Origin of the sequence: Paenibacillus xylanilyticus (assembly GCF_013359935.1) — a bacterium.
GTDB classification, from domain to species: domain Bacteria; phylum Bacillota; class Bacilli; order Paenibacillales; family Paenibacillaceae; genus Paenibacillus; species Paenibacillus xylanilyticus.
The window spans coordinates 240,622-260,793 of sequence record NZ_JABMCB010000185.1 but is presented as its reverse complement, the minus strand read 5'-3'; the positions used below and the strand labels follow the sequence as shown (position 1 = coordinate 260,793).

Sequence of the window (20,172 nt, the reverse complement as noted above, 5' to 3'; positions counted from 1 at the left end):
TTTTGAGCGAAAACCGACCCAATTATGCATATCTACTGGAAAAACGCAGCGTTTTTGCCTGATTCCCGGGATGAATCCGTGTTGAGATCCCTCTCATTAAACCCTACCGTATCAATATAAATAAAGCAAAAATTATAAGGCCTATCACACAGATGACGGTATCCCGTTTGGACCAACTCAACAAGGTGGAGCGTACTCCAAGCAGAGAGTTCTCTCGTACTTTTCGCATTTCCATCGCGATCGTCATCTCTTCGGCTCGCTGGAACAACGACATTAATAAAGGGATAACCATCGGTCCCAGATCCCGGATCCGAACCGTATTCGGTTTCAGCGCAGCTTTACCTCGCGCCCGGACAATCAGTGAGAATCGCTGCCACTCGCTCCAGATCATCGGGATAAAGCGAAAAATTAACGAAACTGCAAGTGCAAACGAGGCAACGGGCAGCCTGATTTTTTTACCGATGCCCAGCACCCAGTTTAACCCCTCCACCATGCTTCCGTATGGAGTGGTTAGCGAAAACCAGAGACTCGCTAAAGTGACGATAAATAAACGATACACATTTAAAAGCGTTGCCTCTGCCTGTAACAGAGAAAAGCCGAACCGAAGATTTCCTCCTTCTGCTGCAAGCGTTGTTCCAGATAACGCCGTTGATATGATGAAGAACAGCAATAAGGGCTTCATCAGCTTAACGCAGCCCGCGAGTGTCTGTCGGGGTAAAGCACTTAGAGCCAAAACTACCGGTACCAGTGTGAGGGACAAACCGAGCCAGTGGTGCTGCAGCATTGCTGCCGTCACTAGCAAAATGTACAGCATCCATTTGAGACGCGGATCCATGCTGCTATAGAGGTCCTGAGGTTGCGGTACAGCTTTAACTTCAATTGAATTTTCCACATTAGCCGGCTCGTGTTGGTTCACATGACTTGTCCCTGGCACTTCAGATGAATGCTGCATACGCTGGTGAAGCTTATCGGAGGTAACTAACTTAGACTGAATAATATTTGCGGCCATCTCCTCTGGCGTCAGTGCAGTAGCCAAATAAATGTTTGCAGCTCTGAATTGCTGTGCAAGTCGCATGGAAGGCGGCAACCCGATTGCAGCCTGTTCCAGCAATTCAGGCCGAGAATGAAGTTCTCTCGGTGTGAGATCCCCTATCAATGTTCCTTCCTGCAGCAAGAGAACACGATCGGCAATCGGTAAAAATGTATCCAGGTCGTGAGTAGCCACAACCGCTCCCTTGCCTGCATGTCGATGCTGTTCAAGCATGTCAAGCAGAAGCAACACACTCTGTGCTTCCAATCCGGCGCTGGGTTCATCCAGCAATAGCCACTCAGGCTTCGTTGCAGTCCCCAGTGCCAGACCGAGTCTTCTCCGTTCTCCCCCACTCAGCGCAAAAGGTGATCTGTCCAAATGGAAGCGCTGCTCCAGCTTGTCCTGTCCAGATGGCGGGTCCCACTGTCCAAGAGCCTCGATCATCTGACTTTTCTTTTGTTCGTCCGATAATCGATATGGACGCAGAGAGTATGAGAACTCTCGCCTAATGCTTCGTGCAAATAATTGTTGCTCCGGGAATTGAAATACCAATCCCATCTGCAGCAAAATGGACTGCGGTACCTTCCCATGCTGCCAGAAAGGTTCACCGTTCAGTGTAATGCTGCCTGCACTTGGCGGTTTGAGTCCTCCTATCGTTTGCAATAACGTGGTTTTTCCCGATCCCGTGCAGCCCAGAAGCAAGGTAATCTCCCCGCTGTTGAGTTGCACGGACAGATTCTGCAGAAGTGCTCGTGATTCGGTTTCAGGCGCTGCAACAGTCAGGCGATCTAATTCAATATGCAACGGGATGCCTCCTTCACCAGCTGTTCTGGTCGCAGTGGTGTGGCGTGATTCAACATGCCTTGCCGTTTGAGCAGGAGAGCCGTTTTTACGGTAAAAGGGGGATCCAGCCCCAATTGTTCACATGGTGATTGTGTCTCAGCATCTGTTGGAGAGGAGTCCTTGTCCGGACTTCCATAGAAAAACGATGACAGTGCTCCGTCATACACACAGCGGCCCTTTTCCAGCGCAATTATTCGATCACTTAAAGTTGCCTCTTCCAAATGATGTGTAATCCAAATGACCGCGGTTCCTTGCCGGACGACTGATTGAACAATGGTCTCCATTCGTTCCCTTGCTCCCGGGTCCAGCATGGCTGTGGGTTCATCGAGGATGAGCACATCAGGCTTCGAGGCCAGCGCTACCGCAATATTGAGCAATTGCTTCTGGCCGCCAGACAGGCGGGAAATCGTTGTTTCTGGTGGATAGTTAAGGCCAACCATATGTAAGGCATCTTCTCTACGCCGTATTTGTTCCTCAATGGAATCAACCAATGGGGATAAGGTGAAATGAAATTCTTCCTCGATCGTATCTCCAAGCACCTGCGCATCTGGCTGTTGGAGCACTCCCCGGACCGCAAGCTCAGGAGTAGTATGTCTTTTCCCGCCAGAAAGGGGGGTGAATCCGATCAACACCGCGGCAAGCGTGCTTTTCCCGCTGCCATTCGCTCCTACAACACTGACCCATTCTCCTGAATGTACGTTCAGAGAGACGCCATCCACCGCCTTGCGAACTTGGCCTGCTTCGGCGGCATAATGGACACGTGCATGTTCCAGTGTAATTAAAGGTGTAACATCCTGCATCGAAATTTGGTCCTTTCCCTTTTGCCTCATTTGTGGTACGATCCAAATCGTTAACCACCGTTTATTGTTTTGGTTAACAATAAGATTACCAAAATGGAAGGGATTGTTCAATCATGAAATTATCTTTGCGGGGTATTGTTTTCAGTGCACTGATGGCAGCCATACTTGTCCTTTTTGGTTACATAAGTATTCCCATCGGTTTCTCGCCTGTCCCCATAACTTTGCAGACGCTCGCCGTGATGCTTGCAGGAGGATTACTGGGTCCATTGTATGGTTTTCTAAGTATTGCACTGGTTGTTATTCTGACTGCTCTCGGGTTCCCTCTTCTGCACGGAACTGGCGGACTTGCAGTACTTCTCGGCCCTACTGGCGGGTATGTAATGATGTGGCCATTCTCCGCACTGCTCATAGGACTGCTGCTGTCACGGATTAAATTGAGAGGCATCGGCGGTTATGTATTGGCATTTATCGTGTTCGAGCTATTCGGATCATTGTTGATCTATGTTTCCGGTGTGCCTTGGCTGGCTTATGCCTACAAAATGTCATTCTCGGAAGCGATGATTCAGGGGTTCTATCCTTACATTGTCGGGGATCTGATCAAAGCACTGTTTGCAGCCATCATCATCGCGCCAGTGCGTATGGTATTTCCGCCACAACGTCTGACAGGCGATCTCAATTCGACTATTGTGCGGGCAGATTCCTAAGCGTACAAAACATTACAAATAAGTGTAATGCAAAAAGTGGTTTCTCCCGTCCAAGAACATCATTACGATTCAACCGAAATAGGTAGTTGTATACACAAAAGAGCAGCGCCATAAGCGCTGCTCTTCATGAATATACGCGTATTTCAACCAATTCGGCACATGAGCCTCCATTGGTCTCCTCCATTATGATACGTAAAGTCTTTGTTGAGATGGGACATTTCAATACAATCCGATTGGTCCGCAGGTGATTGTCCCGTACGGATTCAATAAGAACCCTGCTGCCTTCTGCCTCTGCATCTGCCTCAATCCGATACGTTTTGACCAGCTCTGGAATGATATCGAATGGAGTCCGGTGATGATGCAGGTTGATCAGATCTTCATTCACATCATCATTCCATGTTAGAAGAATCTCCCTGATCGTCACTGAACTCTCCCATTGTAACTCCACCCAGGCTTCCCCGTTCTCATTCTCATTCAGTGGAAGAGACATCCATGAATGAGGGCCACCGTAAGGGCGTTTATAACCATCGATCACTTTTTCAGGCTGATAGGCTTCCGTCTGTCCCGCAATGCGAAAACAAAATGGCCTGCGGTTTAGCGCCTTCATGCTCCAGGCTACAACAGGCTGACGCTCGTCATGCTCCTCCAAGGCAGCAACGGCGTGCGGTGCAGCACCCTTCTCAAAGGCCAAGATGCCGATTACTGGCTGGCTCGATTGATACAGTGTAACTTTGTCATTCTGCCGCACAACAACAAATGCATTCTGTGGATGGGCAGGCTCCCATTTTATGTCGACATGCACCCATTGTTGTTCTCCTTGTGCTACACGAATGATCGTATCCATCTGCTGACTTGCCGGAACGTAGTTCTCTCCCCGACCTGAATCCCAAAGCTCTACCCGAAGTTCGGTATCTTCCTCTGCCGATATCAGTAACTCCATTCCCTGAAGTGAAGGGGCAACGGGAAAGAGTATTCCGATATCTCTCTCCAGTACATAGGACGCATCCGGTTGGTCGATTGCAATAGTGCTGTATGTCGTTGAAGCTGTAACTACGGCCTTAGGAGCCAAATCCTGCTGGTCTTCATTCCGTAGTCCAATTACCGATGCATCCTGCCGCAGCAGCGTTTGCTGCAATTCCTCCAGATGCTGGTCATGGATCTCACGCGGCGAAACCCCTTTGGCCGCACAGAGCGCAGCAGCTGTTCCCGCAGCTTCTCCCATTACCGCACAGGTAGCCATAACTCTTGTGGTGCCAAACGCCACATGTGAAGCACTTACATTTCTCCCTGCAAAAAGCAGGTTTGACACATTCACCGAATATAATGAACGATAAGGAATATGATAGATACCGTCGGCATGCATATGCTTGGAACCGCTGGTTTCAGCGTACATGCCTTGTGGCGGGTGCAGATCAATGGACCATCCGCCAAAAGCAACCCGGTCGGCAAACGGCTCCTGCGCGAGGATATCGTTCTGGTTCAGTACATAATCTCCGACAAAGCGTCTGTATTCTCTCTTCCCTGGAATGGAGCCTACCCACTCCAAAGTCATGGTGTCTGCGTCAAATTGTCCGGAATTTTTAATATAATCCCAGATTCCATATATCACCGACCAGAGTTCGTCCCGGATTCGTTCGTTCTGATGAACGGTGTCCAGCTCGCCCCCCCACTCGATCCACCAATAGTGACAGCCCGAATCGCCGCTGCGAATAACACGTTTGATTGGAATGGGTGTTTCTTCAATGTTTTTGGCGAAAGACGGAGGCACGAAACGAACAGGTCTGCCGGCATCCTGGGTATAAAAAAGCAGTGTGCTGCCCAGCGTAATCTGGTCAGCAATCTCAGGCGCCCATTCTTCACCATATTCATGTGCAGCCTCCCGGCCCAGACGATAGCGGGCTCCCGCCAAAAATCCAATCAGGCCATCTCCTGAACAATCGAGGAATACCGGACTTTCGAAGCGAATGCGCCGTTCCGATCCCATCATCCATCCCGTTACCGAGCGAATATGTCGGTCTTCCTCCGTACCTTCTGCCTCCACCTCGTGAACATCCGTATTCAGAAACAGGGTGATCCGCTCTTCTGCACGTATAGCTTCCAATAGAACCAAATCCCATATATAGGGGTTTCCTTCCGGATTGCGGTACTGATTCTCCACAAACAATTCACCCATAATCCCCGTCTCACGGGCATAACGATTGGTTCCATGTGCCGTTGCACCACACACCCATACTCTGACTTCACTGCTTGAATTGCCACCGAGCACAGGCCGGTTATTGATCAGTGAAACTGTACTGCCCAATCTGGCCGCTGCGATCGCAGCACAGATGCCGGATAACCCGCCTCCGACAATTGTGATGTCACTGGAGATCTGTTCTGTTTTCATGCTCATCACCCTTTCACAGCAGAATTGGTCAATCCTTGAATGATATAACGCTGTCCCACAGCAAATACAATGATCATGGGGATAATTCCCGCAGAAGCAGCAGCCATCATGCCGTTATAATCCACTGTATTTTCCAAAATAAAATTTTGCAGTCCCAGAGGTACCGTGTACAGATCCTCGTCAATCAAAAACACAAGTGCATTTTCATAGTCGTTCCACTGCCAGGAAAAATCAATGATGGCCAGCGTGGCGAGTGCCGGCTTGGCAAGCGGCAGAATCAGGCGGAAGAATATGCGAAAATGTCCTGCACCATCAATAAAGGCCGACTCCGATATTTCATTCGGAATGGACAGGAAAAACTGGCGAAGCATGAACACTCCAAAAATGGTGAACATACCAGGCAAAATCAGCGCCCAATGGGTATTATAGATTCCCGCCCACTCAAACATGATGAATTTGGGCACAAAAAGGACTTGCGGCGGGATCATCATCATCGACAGATAGAGCAGAAACAGCGTATTGCGGCCCTTGAAATCAATACGTGCAAACCCATACGCCGCAAAGGCGGACAGAAACGTGGCGCCTACCATGCCGATGATGGATATTTTCAGTGAATTCCAATAGTAAGTACCGAAGCTTTTGGCCCCAGACCAAACCTTTTGATGATGCTCCCACGTCAGATTGGACGGAATCCACTCAATGGGATATTTGAAAACTTCCATAGGTGTCTTTAGAGAAGTGCTTATCATCCAAAGAAAAGGAATAATCATGACAATAGCTAGAGCCAACATAATGATTGTGATGAGCAAACTGCCAGGCTGCACAATGGATAGACGTTTTTTGACTTCCATACTTCCTGTCCCCCTTCTTGGTTTAGTAATGGACCCAGCGTTTTTGGCCAACCCACTGAAGAACGGTAATCAGCAGAATGATGGCAAACAGTGCCCAGGAGACTGTTGCGGCGTATCCCATGTCGTAATACCGGAAAGCATTCTGATACACATACAAGGATAGAATGGTTGTACTGTTACCCGGTCCTCCCTGCGTCGTAGCCTGGATTATCCCGAACGTTTTGATGGCCATGATCAGTCCTGTGATCAACAGCAGGAAAGTAGTCGGACTAACCAGAGGCCAAATAATTCTTCGCAAGATCTGAAGCGGTCTGGCTCCATCCATCTTTGCTGCTTCCAGCAGCTCCGAGGACACTTCCTGTAACGCAGCCAGATAAATAATCATGTTGTACCCCAGCATAAACCAGATCCATATGATATCGATGGCATACATGGATGATGTTGTCGTCGAGAGCCATCCAGGTGGGTTATCCACACCGATACTGCGCAAGAAACCGTTAATCGGGCCCTGATTCGGCTGAAACAACAGCATCCAGACGAACGCCACCGCCACCCCGCTCGTGATGTAAGGCATAAAGTACAACCCACGCAGCAGCTTTTTCAAATAAATCTTTTGGTTCAAAATCACGGCTACAATGAAGCCCAGCACGATAGAGACAGGCACTGCGAGCAGAAAAATCAGGGTGTTGCGCAAGGAAAGATAAAACAGCGGGTCCTTAACCAATCGCTTCATATTGTCCATGCCGATAAACGCCATATCCGGGTTCATAAATTTGTAATCTGTAAACATGAGACCGAAAGAATAGACTGCCGGGATCAGGAAAAAGAGCAGTACCCCCAACATGTTTGGACCGACAAAAATATATCCCAGCATGCGCTGTCTTCTCATCCAGTTGTTATGCATTGGTCTTCGCCTCGTTTCTTCCAGGGATAACCCAAGTCTACCAACCTGTCGGGGTTCCCATAAGTAACAAATCCACCTTGTTCATAAAACAGATTGATGCAAAAAAGCGCTTTGCCACGGCGGTCTTGTTATGGGGAAACATCAATTTGTTCTATTCAATAGCAGCGCAGCATGCTGCCGAAAAAACAAAGAGACTGCCACCATGAAACGGGGCAATCCCTTGTGATATTCTACATTTTTGATTAAAACTGTAGTTCTTTCCTTAATTATTTTGCCGTCTTGAGATATTCATTATGACGAGTGACCATGGCCGAGATGGTCGTATTCAGATCCTGAGCGCCCAGAAAATACTTTTCGTACTCCTGCGCACGCAAATCCATTACTTCCTGAGGCACAGTTCGAACATAAGTTGGCGCTTTATAATCAAACATGACATACATCAAAGACTCCAGATCATACGTATCTTTCTTGTCCCCAAGCATGCTCTCCAAGGCTTTATCCTGATCTGCATCCTTGGAAGCCGGGAATCGACCGCCCTCTGCCATCGGAGCCATTCCGCCATCTGCATACCATTTCAAAAATTCCCATGCCGCTTCCTGGTGTTTGGATTTTGCATTGATGGAAATGTAGTCTCCCAGACCACCTCGTGTCACATAACTATCCTTATCTTCTGACAATCGTGGTACCGGTGCGAAGGCAATTTTGAAATCACGCGGGTAATCGGTGAAATTGTTGGAGCTGCGCAGGAGCCAGGCCCCAATGTTCAGCATCGGCACCTCCCCGCTCAGAAACATTTGTTCCACAGGCATCTTCGAAGTCAGCTGCTCTCCGAGCGGGGGTGTCGTCTTGTCTTCAACCATCATGGCATTCAGCGTTTCCATCCACTTTCTCACCATGGGGTGATCCAGGTTGGAAGTTCCGTCGGCTTTGGTGTACCCTTCCTGTGACAGCACCGAATCAATTGAATCAACAAATGGTTCCGTGTTCTGGATAAAGCCATATCCAGTGTCTTTTTTTAGCTTTTTCGCATATTCTCGCATTTCATCCCAGGTCCAATCCTTCGGAACAGGAAGATTGGCTGCGTCGAGCGCGTCCTTGTTCAGTGCCACAAAATAAGTGCTCTTCGTGGTTGGAACTCCATAATACTTCCCATCGATTTTCCATCCTGCTGCATCCGTGCCCATTTTCTCGTCGATGTTATAGTCCGTGAATGAACTGAGATCCGCTGCTGCGCCGGATGCCACCCTTTTGGCCGTATGGGAAATCGTATAGTTCACAAACAGATCCACGTCCTGCCCTGTCATAATCGCCGTATCCAGCTTCAGATTGCCTTCGTCATCATTTACAAAACGAACATATTCAATCTGTGTTTCGGGATGCTCTTTGTTCCACACATCAATAACAGCCTGTGGTCCTGCTTCCGGCGGTACACCTCCCCACATTTTCAGCTTGACTGTATCACCGGAATTTTCAGACGCACCCGTCTGTGCATTTGAACCTGAATCATTGGAGCAACCTGCGATCATGCCCACGACAAGGACAAGAGATACCATTCGTGCAACCAAGCTTTTTTTTCTCACCAAGAGACGACCCCCTCGTAAATTCTGGATTGAAGTTTGCAACTTAAGGATAGCAAATGAGTGAGAACGGTCGTAAGTAACAGAATCATGATTGCCATGGAACAGAAATACACAGATGAAACCGCTATCAATTGTTCTTGGTAATCATTTTGTTCTATTGCTGCTGCCGGTACTGACTTGGGGTTGTCCCCGTCATTCGTTTGAAGATTTTGATAAAATAATTATCGTTCATAAAACCAACGTGGTGACCAATTTGATTCACTGGCCAATCGGTGTCCGTTAGGTATTCTATTGCCTTGTTAATTCGTATTCGATGCAAATAGTGAATTAATGTCTCCCCGGTTTTCTTTTTAAACAGGGCACTCACGTAGTTTTCCCCCATCATGACATGACGTGCGAGGAATTTCAGTGTAATATCCTGATCATAATGCTGTTCGATATATTGAATGATTTTATTCACTTCCGGATGCGTGATCTTTTCCCTGGGTGCTGTGGATGCAGTTACAGGGCGACTTGCCCGCTCGGTCGTCACGCCCTGATTCGATAATTCCTTGCTTACCTTAACGAGGGTTTCCCGCAGATCCTTAACACTCATCGACAATTTCAGAATATAATTGGAAGCCCCGTATTCCATAGCCTGTCGCATCGACTCAAAATCGCCCATGCACGTCAGCATCACGAACTTGGATTGAATTCCGGCCTTTCTTGTTTCCTGCAGCAGCATTAATCCGTCCATTTGCGGCATCACAATGTCGCATAGGACAAGATCAGGAGGATCCTGCTTAATCATTGGTAACGCTTCCAATCCATTACTTGCTTCTCCTGCAAGCGTAAAGCCCATGTCCTCCCAGCGAATAATCTCTTTCACAGACTCCCGGACGAATGTCTCATCTTCTACCAGCAATACCTTCCACATCGAAGTCCCTCCATTCCGCTAAATCCTAATGATCGTTGTTGCCTAATGTTTCGTTCGCGTACGGCTCGGACAGTAATACCGGCAGATGAATTTGGCAGAGCGTACCCTGTTCTAATGAGATTACTTCGAGTTCCGCTTTGTCCTTGAACAGAAGCCTCAGACGCTCCCTGATATTCTGCAATCCTATACTCGGTCTCTGGCGTCCCTGCTCCCTGTTGTTTTTTGACTGCTCCATGCCTACCCCGTTATCCTCTACCTCCAGCGTCAACCGATCGGGATTCGCAGCATTTCTGAACATCCGAATCTGTATCCGTCCTCCCTCCGTCATGTTGCCTATGCCGTGACGAATTGCATTGTCAATCAGAGGCTGCAGGCTGAGCTTGGGAACGAGTGCATATAGCAATTCTTCGTCATAACTGAACTCCACATCAAAAACATTGCCATAACGGACTTGCTGAATATACAGAAAAGCTCGCGTTAGCTCCATCTCATCCCGAAGCAGAATAAGATCCACATCTGAATTGAGACTGGTCTCCAGCAGTTTCCCGAGTGACAAGCATATTTCCACCGTTTCTTCATTCCCGTTGCGCAGGCCGATCCATTTCAGCGTGTTAAGCGTATTCAGAAGAAAATGCGGATTCATCTGGGCAAGAAGCATCTGAAAATGAACGGCATCCTTCTGCCTTTCCTCGATACGGAGTTGTTGAACCAATCTGTTCATGTCTACCATCATTGCATTGAAGGTGCGGGTGAGATCCAGAATTTCTCCCTTGTGATTCTCCTCAGGCAGCCGAATACGCAGGTCCTTCCCAACGGCCTCCTTCATTTTGACCTGTAAACGGGATAATGGTCTTGTGAAGGTATAGGCAATCATAAAGGCTATGGCAATAAACATGGCGGTAATGGCATAGAAGGTTACAAAGTAATGTCTCTTCAGGCTCTCAATCTCACCAAACAATAATTGCAGCGGAATGCGGTTCACCATGTACCAATCCAGGGAAGGCAGATAACTGTAATTAATGAGTGATTCACTTGAGCGGTCTGTCCAGTAGCCGTTACTGGCCTCCCGGGAAACTTCCCGAACGACTTCATCTGACAGCCAAGAGTCAGAATTGGAACGAGCAATCACTTCGCCTTGGCGTGTCATGATAAAATAGAGTTGGTCACTCTCAGACTTTTGCAATACAGACTGGAACCAATAGGAGAAATCGATGCTGATTCTTGCCAGTCCGTATGTATTGTTATTGCGATCACGCAATTTGGCGTACAGGGATAATAGCGTTGGGCTCCTTGTGACGTCACGGGACACATAATTCTCATCATTGGACGTCCACACGTATGAAGTCCCGCTGTTCTTGAGTGCCAAAAAGGAACGATCTGATGTAATGGTGTCATAGTCTAGCGGAACCTTGGGTTGATATGAGGTGTAAATATGCCCGTCTTGATCGAGCAGTGTAAAATAAACGGATGGATTGTAGAGGAAAAAGCTGTTATTCAAACCTTTGAATTTGTCCTCCATACGCTCCTTGTTATCCAAAATGGTGTGCTCGTCGGGATTTTGAAGAATCCGGCGAACTTCGGAGTCCTGTTCCAGAAAGATTAAAGTTTTAAAAGCGATACTTAGCTGATCCTCCAGAGACTGGTGGAGATTATCCAGCTGCTCATGACTCTGTTCACTGATTTTCTGCTGCACGAGCGATTCGATTTTTTCATAATTGTACAGATTGAGAATGCTGAATGGAAGCAGAATGACAAGCGCGAAACCTGCAAACAAACGGTATTTAAGCTTATGGGGGATCATCCACCCCAGCCACTTCCGCATCTAAACCGACTCCTTTTGCTGCCTCTGGTGAACTCATTATATCACCTGCAGCTAAACCTGGATGGCTGACTTTCCCACCTTCATTATTCATTTTAAGGAACAATACACTTCTGTCATAGAAACATATTTCTCTTTGAATAGAACATATCTACACATAAGCGTGTATTTTCATTAATATCAAGCTTGTTATGGAACGATTTCGTCTCCTACATCCCGATATGCAGTATATCACTAATTTTTATATGAATTCTATTCCAATTATAATGGTACTCACTTCTTTTATATCATGATATATTAACATCTACGAAAACGCTTTCAATACATAATTTAGAGGTGATGCATCCTTCGTATAATCTGTCTGGACTGTTTTATGAATGAGCTTTTACTCAGATCAAGCAAGCAAAATTCTTCAGTTCAACCATCCCAAAATGAAGGAGACACTGTTAATGAGGAAAAATCGTAAAAACGTTCTATCCCTGACACTGGTAACAGCAATGATCCTGTCCCTATTCTCTTCTGCCATCGTCTCTGCGGCTCCTGATCACCAAGCCAAGCCAAGCAAACCGGCTGCTCCTACCAAAATTCAATCCTACGTCAGCGCCATGGAACCAGGCTGGAATTTGGGTAATTCACTCGACGCTGTGGGCGAAGATGAGACCGCCTGGGGCAACCCGCGGATTACCAAGGAACTGATTCAGCAGATTGCGAAACAAGGTTATAAAAGCATTCGTATTCCCGTAACCTGGGAGGCTCATATCGGTGAAGCACCCGACTACACCATTGATCCCGCTTACATGAACCGTGTGCAGGAAGTTGTGAATTGGGCACTCGATGCCAACCTTTATGTCATGATTAATCTTCACCATGATTCCTGGCGATGGATCAGCTACATGGAGAAAGACCATGACCATGTGCTCGCACGTTACAATGCGGCCTGGACCCAGATCGCGAATCAATTCAAAAACGCTTCGTCCAAACTGATGTTCGAGAGTGTCAATGAGCCCAGGTTCACCGAGGGAGGAACGACCGACACAGCTGTCTCATACCGTTTGCTCGATGAGCTTAATACGTCTTTTCACAAAATCGTAAGAGACTCGGGTGGAAAAAACAAGACACGTCCACTCGTTCTCCCAACATTGCATACATCGTCTGCACAAGCCGATCTGGATGCGTTGACTCAAACCATTACGAAATTAAATGATCCGAACATTATCGCAACCGTACATTACTATGGCTTCTGGCCATTCAGTGTAAATATCGCCGGATATACCAAATTTAACGATGAAGTACAAAAAGACATCACCGATACATTCGATCGTGTATACGACGCATTTGTAGCCAAAGGCATTCCTGTGATTGTCGGTGAATATGGCTTGCTGGGCTTCGACCAACACACAGGTGTCATCGAGCAGGGTGAGAAATTAAAATTCTTCGAATTCATCGGACAATACCTGCGTCAGAAAAAGATGACGACCATGCTGTGGGATAACGGCCAGCATTTCAGCCGCACCAACTTTACCTGGTCTGACCCTGACCTGTATAACACGATGAAAGCGAGCTGGAAGGGTCGTTCATCCACTGCCGAATCCGACTTGGTCCACCTCAAAAAAGGTGCAGCCATTCAAGATCAAACGATCAAATTGAACCTGAATGGGAACACCTTCAAATCCCTTGCTCACGGCAGCAAAAAACTTGCCAAAGGCAAAGACTACACCATTCGCGGTGATGTTTTGACCCTGAAATCCAGTCTGCTGACCAGACTCACGGCTTCCGGCAATCTGGGCGTGAATGCGAAGCTGACAGCCAAATTTAATAAAGGCGCCAACTGGAACCTGAATATCATTACGTATGATACGCCCGTACTGAGCGATGTAACGGGAACTACTGAATCTTTTGCCATTCCAACGACCTTTAACGGAAACCAGCTGGCTACCATGGAAGCGACTTATGCAAGCGGTGGTAACGCAGGTCCGCAAAACTGGACTTCGTTTAAGGAGTTCTCCTACACCTTCAGCCCGGATTACAGCCGCAACGTTATCGAACTGAAACCCAACTTCTTTAACGAAACGAATGATGGTGAGGTTATCCTCAAATTCCATTTCTGGAGTGGAGACGTAATTACGTACAAAATTACGAAGAGCGGCACAAGTGTCGTTGGAAAAACGTCTTAACATCGGAATACAAACGTTCTGTTCAGAGCACGGCTCTGGCAGAACGTTTTTGTTTTATCTAAATGTCCGAATAACGTACAAGTAATGCCTCATACCTTTACAGTAATTTGGCTTGAGGAGGAATATTATGTTTAAACGGGTAGATCGCCTGGCGATTGAACTTCCGATCTCCAACAACCCGGATCCCAATGGAGCAAGCGCAGTTCAGGAACTGCTGGGTGGAAAGTTTGGGGAGATGTCCACGCTAAATAACTACATGTTTCAGTCCTTCAATTTCCGGGGCAAGAAAAAGCTGCGTGCCTTTTACGATATTGTGGCAAGTATTACGGCTGAAGAATTTGGTCATGTGGAGCTTGTCGCCAATACCATTAATCTGATGCTGGTGGGAACCACTTCCCCGGGAGACCCCGACACTACTCCACTGCGCGCAGGCAAGGATGCTCGCATGACTTCACATTTTATCGAATCGGCTCAAACGGCACTCCCTTATGATTCCATGGGCAGACCCTGGAACGGTTCATATGTCGTCAGCAGCGGCAATCTGATCTTTGACCTGCTGCATAACTTCTTTCTTGAATGCGGCGCACGTACCCACAAGATGAGAGTTTACGAGATGACGGATCATCCGACTGCCCGAGAGATGACAGGGTATTTGCTTGTGCGTGGAGGCGTACATATTCTGGCCTATGCCAAGGCACTGCAGATTGCAACCGGCGTCGATGTAACGAAGATGTTCCCAATTCCGCGCCTCGATAATAAAGTGTTTGATACGACCCGAAAATGGGAAGCTATGGGCGAACATCGCAGGCTGTACACCTTTAGTGACAAGGACTATCAGAACATCGCACAGATCTGGAAAGGCACACATCCGACAGATGGCGGAAAACTGGAGGCTTTTGCAGGACTTCCTGGTCACAGTGGCAGCATCCCCGAACTGCCCGATCTGCCGGAAGAATTCGCCCCGGGTGTATCAGCAGAGGATCTGCTGCAAATTGCAGAGCGGCTGAAGCGGCACGCCGGACTATAGTTTTTTTTTTTATGGATACCAAAAAACAGGCAAAGAATCTGGTATACGGCAGTGCACCAGATCTCTCTGCCTGTTCAAGAGTTTTAATTAAATTTTACAACAAGGATGGCTTCCCCATTGGCTTGCACATGGCCAGTCTTCGCAGTCTGTACCTCTTCAATGGTTTCATTTCCGTTCGGGATCAATACAGGCGTGATTAATGGCAGGCCCGCAGCCTGAATGGCGTTCATGTCAAACTCAATCAATAATTGTCCTGCAGTGATCACATCGCCGCTTTGGACATGCGCCGTAAATCCTTCTCCCTTCAAACCTACCGTATTGATTCCAATATGCACAAGCATCTGAAGACCAGTCTCATGCTCCAGAATAACCGCGTGTTTGCTCTTGTTCATGACATGGGCGACGACACCATCAAAGGGCGCGTATACTTTGCCTTCGGTAGGTTCAATGGCAATGCCTTCACCCATATGTTTCTCTGAGAATGCAGGGTCAGGTACGTTGGCCAAAGCAACCGCTGTACCTGTCATCGGCGAAGCAATCTCCAGCTTATCCACTTTGGGACGATACGTCTCTGTATGGTTGGTATTGTCATCCATACTTGCGGTTGGTACAGCGGAAGAATCACTCTCATTCCCTCTGTTCGTTATCTCCTCTGCAGCAAGCGGCTGATCCTTGTAACCAAAGAACCAGGTTAACGCAAAGGCCACACCCACGGCAACCACATTGACAAGAATGTAGAGGGGCAGCTGGCTGTTCAGATACAGCAATGTTCCAGGGATCACCGTTACAGCCATGCCCGTTCCCTTCAGATGGAACAAGGATGCGAGAAAACCGCCGACTCCGCCGCCAACCAGTCCCATAATGAACGGTTTCATGAAACGAAGATTTACTCCAAAAATGGCGGGTTCGCTAATTCCCAGAAAAGCGGACAATGACGATGGCAGCGCCAGTGCCTTGAGTTTCGTATTCTTTGTTTTTAATCCTACGGCTAAACAAGCTGCTCCTTGTGCAGCCATCGCAGATGTGACGATGGCGTTAAACGGATTATAACCCGTTTTCTCCAGCAGCTGGATTTCCAAAAAGTTAAAGATGTGATGTACACCGGTAACGACAATAATCTGATTGAAGAAACCAATAATTATCCCGGCAATGCCGAATGGGAGGTCCAAAACGGCTGTCGTCCCATGCAGCACCCACTCTTCGAGTGAATGAAAGACAGGACCGATGGCAAAGAGTCCCAATGTGATCATAACCGTCAGTGTGATAAAAGGCGTGAGGATCAGGTCCAGCGCCTCTGGCACGCGTCTTCTCAAAAACTTCTCGAACTTTGCTCCAATGAGACCTACGAAAAACGCTGGCAAAACAGATCCTTGATAACCGACCACGGGTATAAATCCAAACATGTGCAGTGCCTGCGCTGATCCATCTGCAACCGAATAGGCATTCGGCAATGCCGGATTCACAAGCATCAGACCGAGTACGATCCCGAGCACAGGGCTGCCGCCAAACACGCGGAATGCAGACCATGCCACCAGTGCTGGCAGGAATGCAAAAGCCGTATCCGTCAGAACTTGAGTAAACAACAGGAAATTGGGCGAGATGTCCTCAGGTGTTGCACCGAACAAAGACAGAATTTCGTTCTGGGTAAGTAGTCCGCGCAGCCCCATGAATAACCCTGTAGCCACCAGCACAGGAATAATGGGTACGAACACATCTCCGAACGTGCGGATCGCCCGTTGAAATGCATTGCCTTCCTTTTTCCCCTGATTCTTCACGTCTTCCTTGGAGGACCCTTCAATCCCCAGCTTCTCGACTTCTTCGAAGATCCGGTTCACGGTTCCTGTCCCAAAGATGATCTGATATTGCCCCGAATTGAAAAAGGCACCTTTGACCTTATCTATGTTTTCGACCTGTTTCTGATCAATTTTGTCCTTGTCATTCACCATAATTCGCAGCCGTGTCGCGCAGTGAGCAAATGAAGCAATATTATCCTTGCCCCCAATGGCACGAATGACTTCCTTGGCGATCTGTTGATTATCCGACATGGTATTTCATCCCTCTCACCTGATATCTAGTAATCCCATTTGGTTGCTTTAAATTCTGCCTTACCTCCACTTGCAAAAAAGCGAATTCCCCCGCTTTCCGGACTCGGGAAAATCCGGCTTGTGAACACCTCTTCCCCATCGTTGACAAAGATTTCAACCGAGGAAGTATCCACAAACAGTTGTAACTTGATCACATCTCCGTTCAGCTTGCATTGGCGTACCGTGCCATTCACACCTTTCATTGGAGCACCTGATAAGGATCGGTCCAGTATTAATTTCTGCTGGAGTCGATCGTATTTCAAAACGGTCTTTTCTTCAGCGCCAGTTCGAAATTCAATCCCGAAACGCTCAGCATTAAAATGACTGATTTCACATTCCAGCTCATAGGCAATCCCGTCAAATGCAGCAATGGTTTCAGAGCTGTTCTCCAGAGTTGTTTGGTAACAACTCCCCTGTGCCTGCTGACGCAGCTTCGCCATTTCAGCTACAGGCTGCTGAATGAGTTTGCCGTCTCTCAATGACAGCTGCCTCGGGATCGTGAGACAGTGCGCCCACCCACTCGCATCCGTTGGATACTCCACTTCGGGAAGTCCCAACCATCCGACCAAAATACGTCTTCCATCCGGCGCTGCCATTGTCTGTGGAGCATAGAAGTCGAATCCACGGTCCAGTTCCTGAAACTCACCATGCTGGAACTCTCCTGTCTGAAGATTCAATGGTTCGCCAATGAGGTAGCCCGACTGAAAAATGTTGTTATATAAATCCCCATCACTTTCAATGCCCTGAGGCGAAAAAAGAAGTATGCCCTTGCCATCCATTTCGATGTAATCCGGACACTCCCACATGTAGCCGAAATGTGATAGATGAGTCTGGATCTCACCCAGAAACTCCCACGCTGTGAGGTCAGATGATCGATAAAGCACCGTACATCCTGTCTCATCCGTCCGCTGTGCTCCAATTACACAATAATAGATATCCCCATCCTGCCAAACTTTCGGGTCCCTGAAATGTTCCGTATACCCGGGTGGTACCGAGGATATAACCGGCTGCTCGGCTTTCACAACTGAACCGCTTTCATCCATAATCGCCAAACACTGATACGGATGTCTGACCCATGCTTCATCCCGAGTGTTGCCGGTATAGAGCAGATGCAGTTTGCCATTCTTGACAATTCCACTCCCTGAATAGGCACCATGTGAATCGAATGGATCACCAGGCGGAATGCCGATCCCCATCATCTCCCAGTTCACAAGGTCTGTTGAACGAACATGGTACCAGTATTTCATTCCATGCTCTGTTCCCAGAGGAAACCATTGATAGAAGAGATGATAATGTCCTTGATAAAAGGAAAATCCGTTCGGATCATTCAGTAAGCCCGTAATGGGCTGAATATGATAGGACTGTCTCCACGAGCAGGCAGAAATCAATGCTTCCAACTTCTCAATTTCTCCCTCTTCCGCCTGCTCAATGAGTCTGTAGCGCTGCTCTCTGGTCATTTTCATAACGTATCTCCCATCCTTACCAAAATCATAAACACCAAGAGGAACCGGTTCCAATGCAATCAAAAAAATAATTCCATATGGCACAATCTGCCAGAACCTTCATTCCAATTCGTACAAAAGAACGAATGGAACCGGTTCGATGGAATTATCATAAAGGATATGTTTATTGATTGTCAACGCTTTCTCGGGGAATCAGTTCCACATCAAGTACAGTTCGTTTCTCTACCGGCTCACCTGCAATCTGACGAATCATATGATTCGCTGCCAATTTACCCGCTTGTGAATAATGATACTTCACCGTAGTCAGTGCCGGGTGAATCATTTCCGTAATATCATATCCGCCGAATCCGGCAACCGATAGTTCATGAGGTATTCGGATTCTGTTGGAAAAAGCCGTCTTCATTACACCAAGTGCAATATTGTCGGTTGCACCTACAATCATGGTCGGTCTGTTGTCGTTCAGAACGGCTTCTGCTGTAACAGTCGCTTCAGACATTTTGAAACTTGTCTCATAGTAGGTCACATCACACTCGCCGCATTCGGCAATAGCGCGCTGAAAGCCTTGTCTTCGGTGAATGCCAACAGCTTGGTCTTTCTCTGTTACCCCAATATAGACGATCTGGCGATGTCCCTTCGCTACCACATATCTACCCATTTCATATCCGGCCTGATCGTCATTATGTACCAGACTGTGCAGGCGTTCATGCTGCTGTCCCAACAAGAGTACCGGAATACCAATCTCTTCAACGGCTCTCAGATGTGCTTCCGTCACTTCAGCAGCAAGTAGGATAATGCCCGACACCTTCTGCCTTGCAAAGTCATAAATGGCATCAATCTCACGCTGCATGTCCTGACTTGTATTGGCGATCAGCATCTGGTAATGATTGCTTCTTAATTCTTCATCAATGCCGATCAATGTCTGAGATGTCGCAAAAGAGTCGAGCCTTGGAACGACCGTGCCGATAATGCTGGTCTTCTTCGCTTTGAGGCTCTGCGCAAATGTATTTGGTACGTAATTGTATTGTTTGATGATTCGCTCAATCTTCTGACGTGTATCTTCACTGACGGAGCCGCCATTGAGAAAACGGGAGACCGTACTTTTGGCCACACCGGCCAGTTGAGCGATATCGGAAATGGTTTTGTTCATAGTTACTCCTCTTGTGTTCAGCTTGAAATAAAATGGATGATACATCCTTCTTATTATACTTGGTTGTAGTTGTCGTGGCGAATGTCATTGTGATGCAGTACAGCGTTATTGTTTTGTGGCATTACTTCGTTTTATTGCATACAGAATGAGTACATGCTAGTATAACTTCAATTCATATCGTGCACGATGGAATAGAAATTCATGATGAATATAAATGACAGGCTATGACGGAAAGAGTAAGCGGAATAAAGCGTTGATTACAGGGACGTGGTGCCAGAGACTGAGAGCATCCGAAGCAACCAACCGCCGAAGTTCACTCCTGAGCCGATTGCTGAAGAGCTGATTTTTTGTGATCCAGCTTCTAGGACAATCCGTTCCTTGCGTTAAAAGGTCAAAGTGAGAAACAGGTGTTCCTGCAATTTGGCAGGGCCGTTTCTAATTAGG

14 protein-coding genes are annotated in these 20,172 nt (G+C 47.5%); 3 read left to right on the top strand and 11 right to left on the bottom strand.

Translation table 11 applies throughout. From position 1 onward, the window contains the following. Positions 1-103: 103 nt before the first annotated feature. Together HP552_RS15745 and HP552_RS15740 are read right to left on the bottom strand one after the other, a co-directional pair. Positions 104-1,834 (bottom strand): ATP-binding cassette domain-containing protein, encoded by a 1,731-nt coding sequence (locus tag HP552_RS15745; RefSeq protein ID WP_175396360.1) that lies wholly within the window; start codon positions 1,832-1,834, stop codon positions 104-106. Further along, positions 1,819-2,673, bottom strand: coding sequence for an ATP-binding cassette domain-containing protein (locus HP552_RS15740; protein ID WP_175396359.1), 855 nt, complete (start codon positions 2,671-2,673; stop codon positions 1,819-1,821). Before HP552_RS15740 ends, HP552_RS15745 begins: the two co-directional genes overlap by 16 nt. A 113-nt stretch (positions 2,674-2,786) precedes the next feature. Between HP552_RS15740 and HP552_RS15735 the strand changes: the two genes are divergently transcribed. Further along, positions 2,787-3,377: a biotin transporter BioY gene (locus tag HP552_RS15735; protein WP_175396358.1), complete on the top strand. Its 591-nt coding sequence runs from the start codon at positions 2,787-2,789 to the stop codon at positions 3,375-3,377. A 124-nt stretch (positions 3,378-3,501) separates the two neighbouring features. Here HP552_RS15735 and HP552_RS15730 read toward each other — a convergent pair whose 3' ends face one another. The 6 genes from HP552_RS15730 to HP552_RS15705 all read right to left on the bottom strand — a co-directional run bounded on the left by HP552_RS15730 (position 3,502) and on the right by HP552_RS15705 (position 11,836). Then, complete coding sequence (locus HP552_RS15730; RefSeq protein ID WP_175396357.1) at positions 3,502-5,763, bottom strand: FAD-dependent oxidoreductase; 2,262 nt, start codon at positions 5,761-5,763, stop codon at positions 3,502-3,504. Positions 5,764-5,768: 5 nt separating this feature from the next. Further along, the gene (locus HP552_RS15725) at positions 5,769-6,614 is read right to left on the bottom strand and encodes a carbohydrate ABC transporter permease (RefSeq protein ID WP_175396356.1); all 846 of its coding nucleotides are present in this window, start codon (positions 6,612-6,614) and stop codon (positions 5,769-5,771) included. Positions 6,615-6,636: 22 nt separating this feature from the next. Next, positions 6,637-7,518: a carbohydrate ABC transporter permease gene (locus HP552_RS15720; RefSeq protein WP_175396355.1), complete on the bottom strand. Its 882-nt coding sequence runs from the start codon at positions 7,516-7,518 to the stop codon at positions 6,637-6,639. A 266-nt stretch (positions 7,519-7,784) separates the two neighbouring features. Continuing rightward, complete coding sequence (locus HP552_RS15715; protein WP_312884299.1) at positions 7,785-9,098, bottom strand: ABC transporter substrate-binding protein; 1,314 nt, start codon at positions 9,096-9,098, stop codon at positions 7,785-7,787. Between the two features lie 154 nt (positions 9,099-9,252). After that, positions 9,253-10,014, bottom strand: a complete 762-nt coding sequence (locus tag HP552_RS15710) for a response regulator (protein WP_175396354.1) — start codon at positions 10,012-10,014, stop codon at positions 9,253-9,255. Between the two features lie 25 nt (positions 10,015-10,039). Next, the gene (locus HP552_RS15705; RefSeq protein ID WP_175396353.1) at positions 10,040-11,836 is read right to left on the bottom strand and encodes a sensor histidine kinase; all 1,797 of its coding nucleotides are present in this window, start codon (positions 11,834-11,836) and stop codon (positions 10,040-10,042) included. A 446-nt stretch (positions 11,837-12,282) separates the two neighbouring features. Between HP552_RS15705 and HP552_RS15700 the strand changes: the two genes are divergently transcribed. Together HP552_RS15700 and HP552_RS15695 are read left to right on the top strand one after the other, a co-directional pair. Continuing rightward, positions 12,283-14,007, top strand: a complete 1,725-nt coding sequence (locus HP552_RS15700) for a cellulase family glycosylhydrolase (protein ID WP_175396352.1) — start codon at positions 12,283-12,285, stop codon at positions 14,005-14,007. 127 nt (positions 14,008-14,134) lie between these two features. After that, complete coding sequence (locus HP552_RS15695; protein ID WP_175396351.1) at positions 14,135-15,034, top strand: manganese catalase family protein; 900 nt, start codon at positions 14,135-14,137, stop codon at positions 15,032-15,034. 83 nt (positions 15,035-15,117) lie between these two features. Here HP552_RS15695 and HP552_RS15690 read toward each other — a convergent pair whose 3' ends face one another. The 3 genes from HP552_RS15690 to HP552_RS15680 all read right to left on the bottom strand — a co-directional run bounded on the left by HP552_RS15690 (position 15,118) and on the right by HP552_RS15680 (position 19,728). After that, entirely contained in the window at positions 15,118-17,079 is a 1,962-nt protein-coding gene (locus HP552_RS15690; RefSeq protein ID WP_175396350.1) for a sucrose-specific PTS transporter subunit IIBC, read from the bottom strand. 26 nt (positions 17,080-17,105) lie between these two features. Further along, positions 17,106-18,581, bottom strand: a complete 1,476-nt coding sequence (locus tag HP552_RS15685) for a glycoside hydrolase family 32 protein (RefSeq protein WP_175396349.1) — start codon at positions 18,579-18,581, stop codon at positions 17,106-17,108. A 163-nt stretch (positions 18,582-18,744) separates the two neighbouring features. After that, positions 18,745-19,728, bottom strand: a complete 984-nt coding sequence (locus HP552_RS15680; RefSeq protein ID WP_175396348.1) for a LacI family DNA-binding transcriptional regulator — start codon at positions 19,726-19,728, stop codon at positions 18,745-18,747. Between the last annotated feature and the right edge of the window lie 444 nt (positions 19,729-20,172).

Coding starts and splice junctions, on each gene's coding strand:
- HP552_RS15690 (WP_175396350.1), bottom strand. CDS start 17,079: ATGTCGGATAATCAACAGATCGCCAAGGAAGTCATTCGTGCCATTGGG.
- HP552_RS15710 (WP_175396354.1), bottom strand. CDS start 10,014: ATGTGGAAGGTATTGCTGGTAGAAGATGAGACATTCGTCCGGGAGTCT.
- HP552_RS15730 (WP_175396357.1), bottom strand. CDS start 5,763: ATGAAAACAGAACAGATCTCCAGTGACATCACAATTGTCGGAGGCGGG.
- HP552_RS15725 (WP_175396356.1), bottom strand. CDS start 6,614: ATGGAAGTCAAAAAACGTCTATCCATTGTGCAGCCTGGCAGTTTGCTC.
- HP552_RS15740 (WP_175396359.1), bottom strand. CDS start 2,673: ATGCAGGATGTTACACCTTTAATTACACTGGAACATGCACGTGTCCAT.
- HP552_RS15685 (WP_175396349.1), bottom strand. CDS start 18,581: ATGAAAATGACCAGAGAGCAGCGCTACAGACTCATTGAGCAGGCGGAA.
- HP552_RS15735 (WP_175396358.1), top strand. CDS start 2,787: ATGAAATTATCTTTGCGGGGTATTGTTTTCAGTGCACTGATGGCAGCC.
- HP552_RS15720 (WP_175396355.1), bottom strand. CDS start 7,518: ATGCATAACAACTGGATGAGAAGACAGCGCATGCTGGGATATATTTTT.
- HP552_RS15695 (WP_175396351.1), top strand. CDS start 14,135: ATGTTTAAACGGGTAGATCGCCTGGCGATTGAACTTCCGATCTCCAAC.
- HP552_RS15700 (WP_175396352.1), top strand. CDS start 12,283: ATGAGGAAAAATCGTAAAAACGTTCTATCCCTGACACTGGTAACAGCA.
- HP552_RS15680 (WP_175396348.1), bottom strand. CDS start 19,728: ATGAACAAAACCATTTCCGATATCGCTCAACTGGCCGGTGTGGCCAAA.
- HP552_RS15705 (WP_175396353.1), bottom strand. CDS start 11,836: ATGCGGAAGTGGCTGGGGTGGATGATCCCCCATAAGCTTAAATACCGT.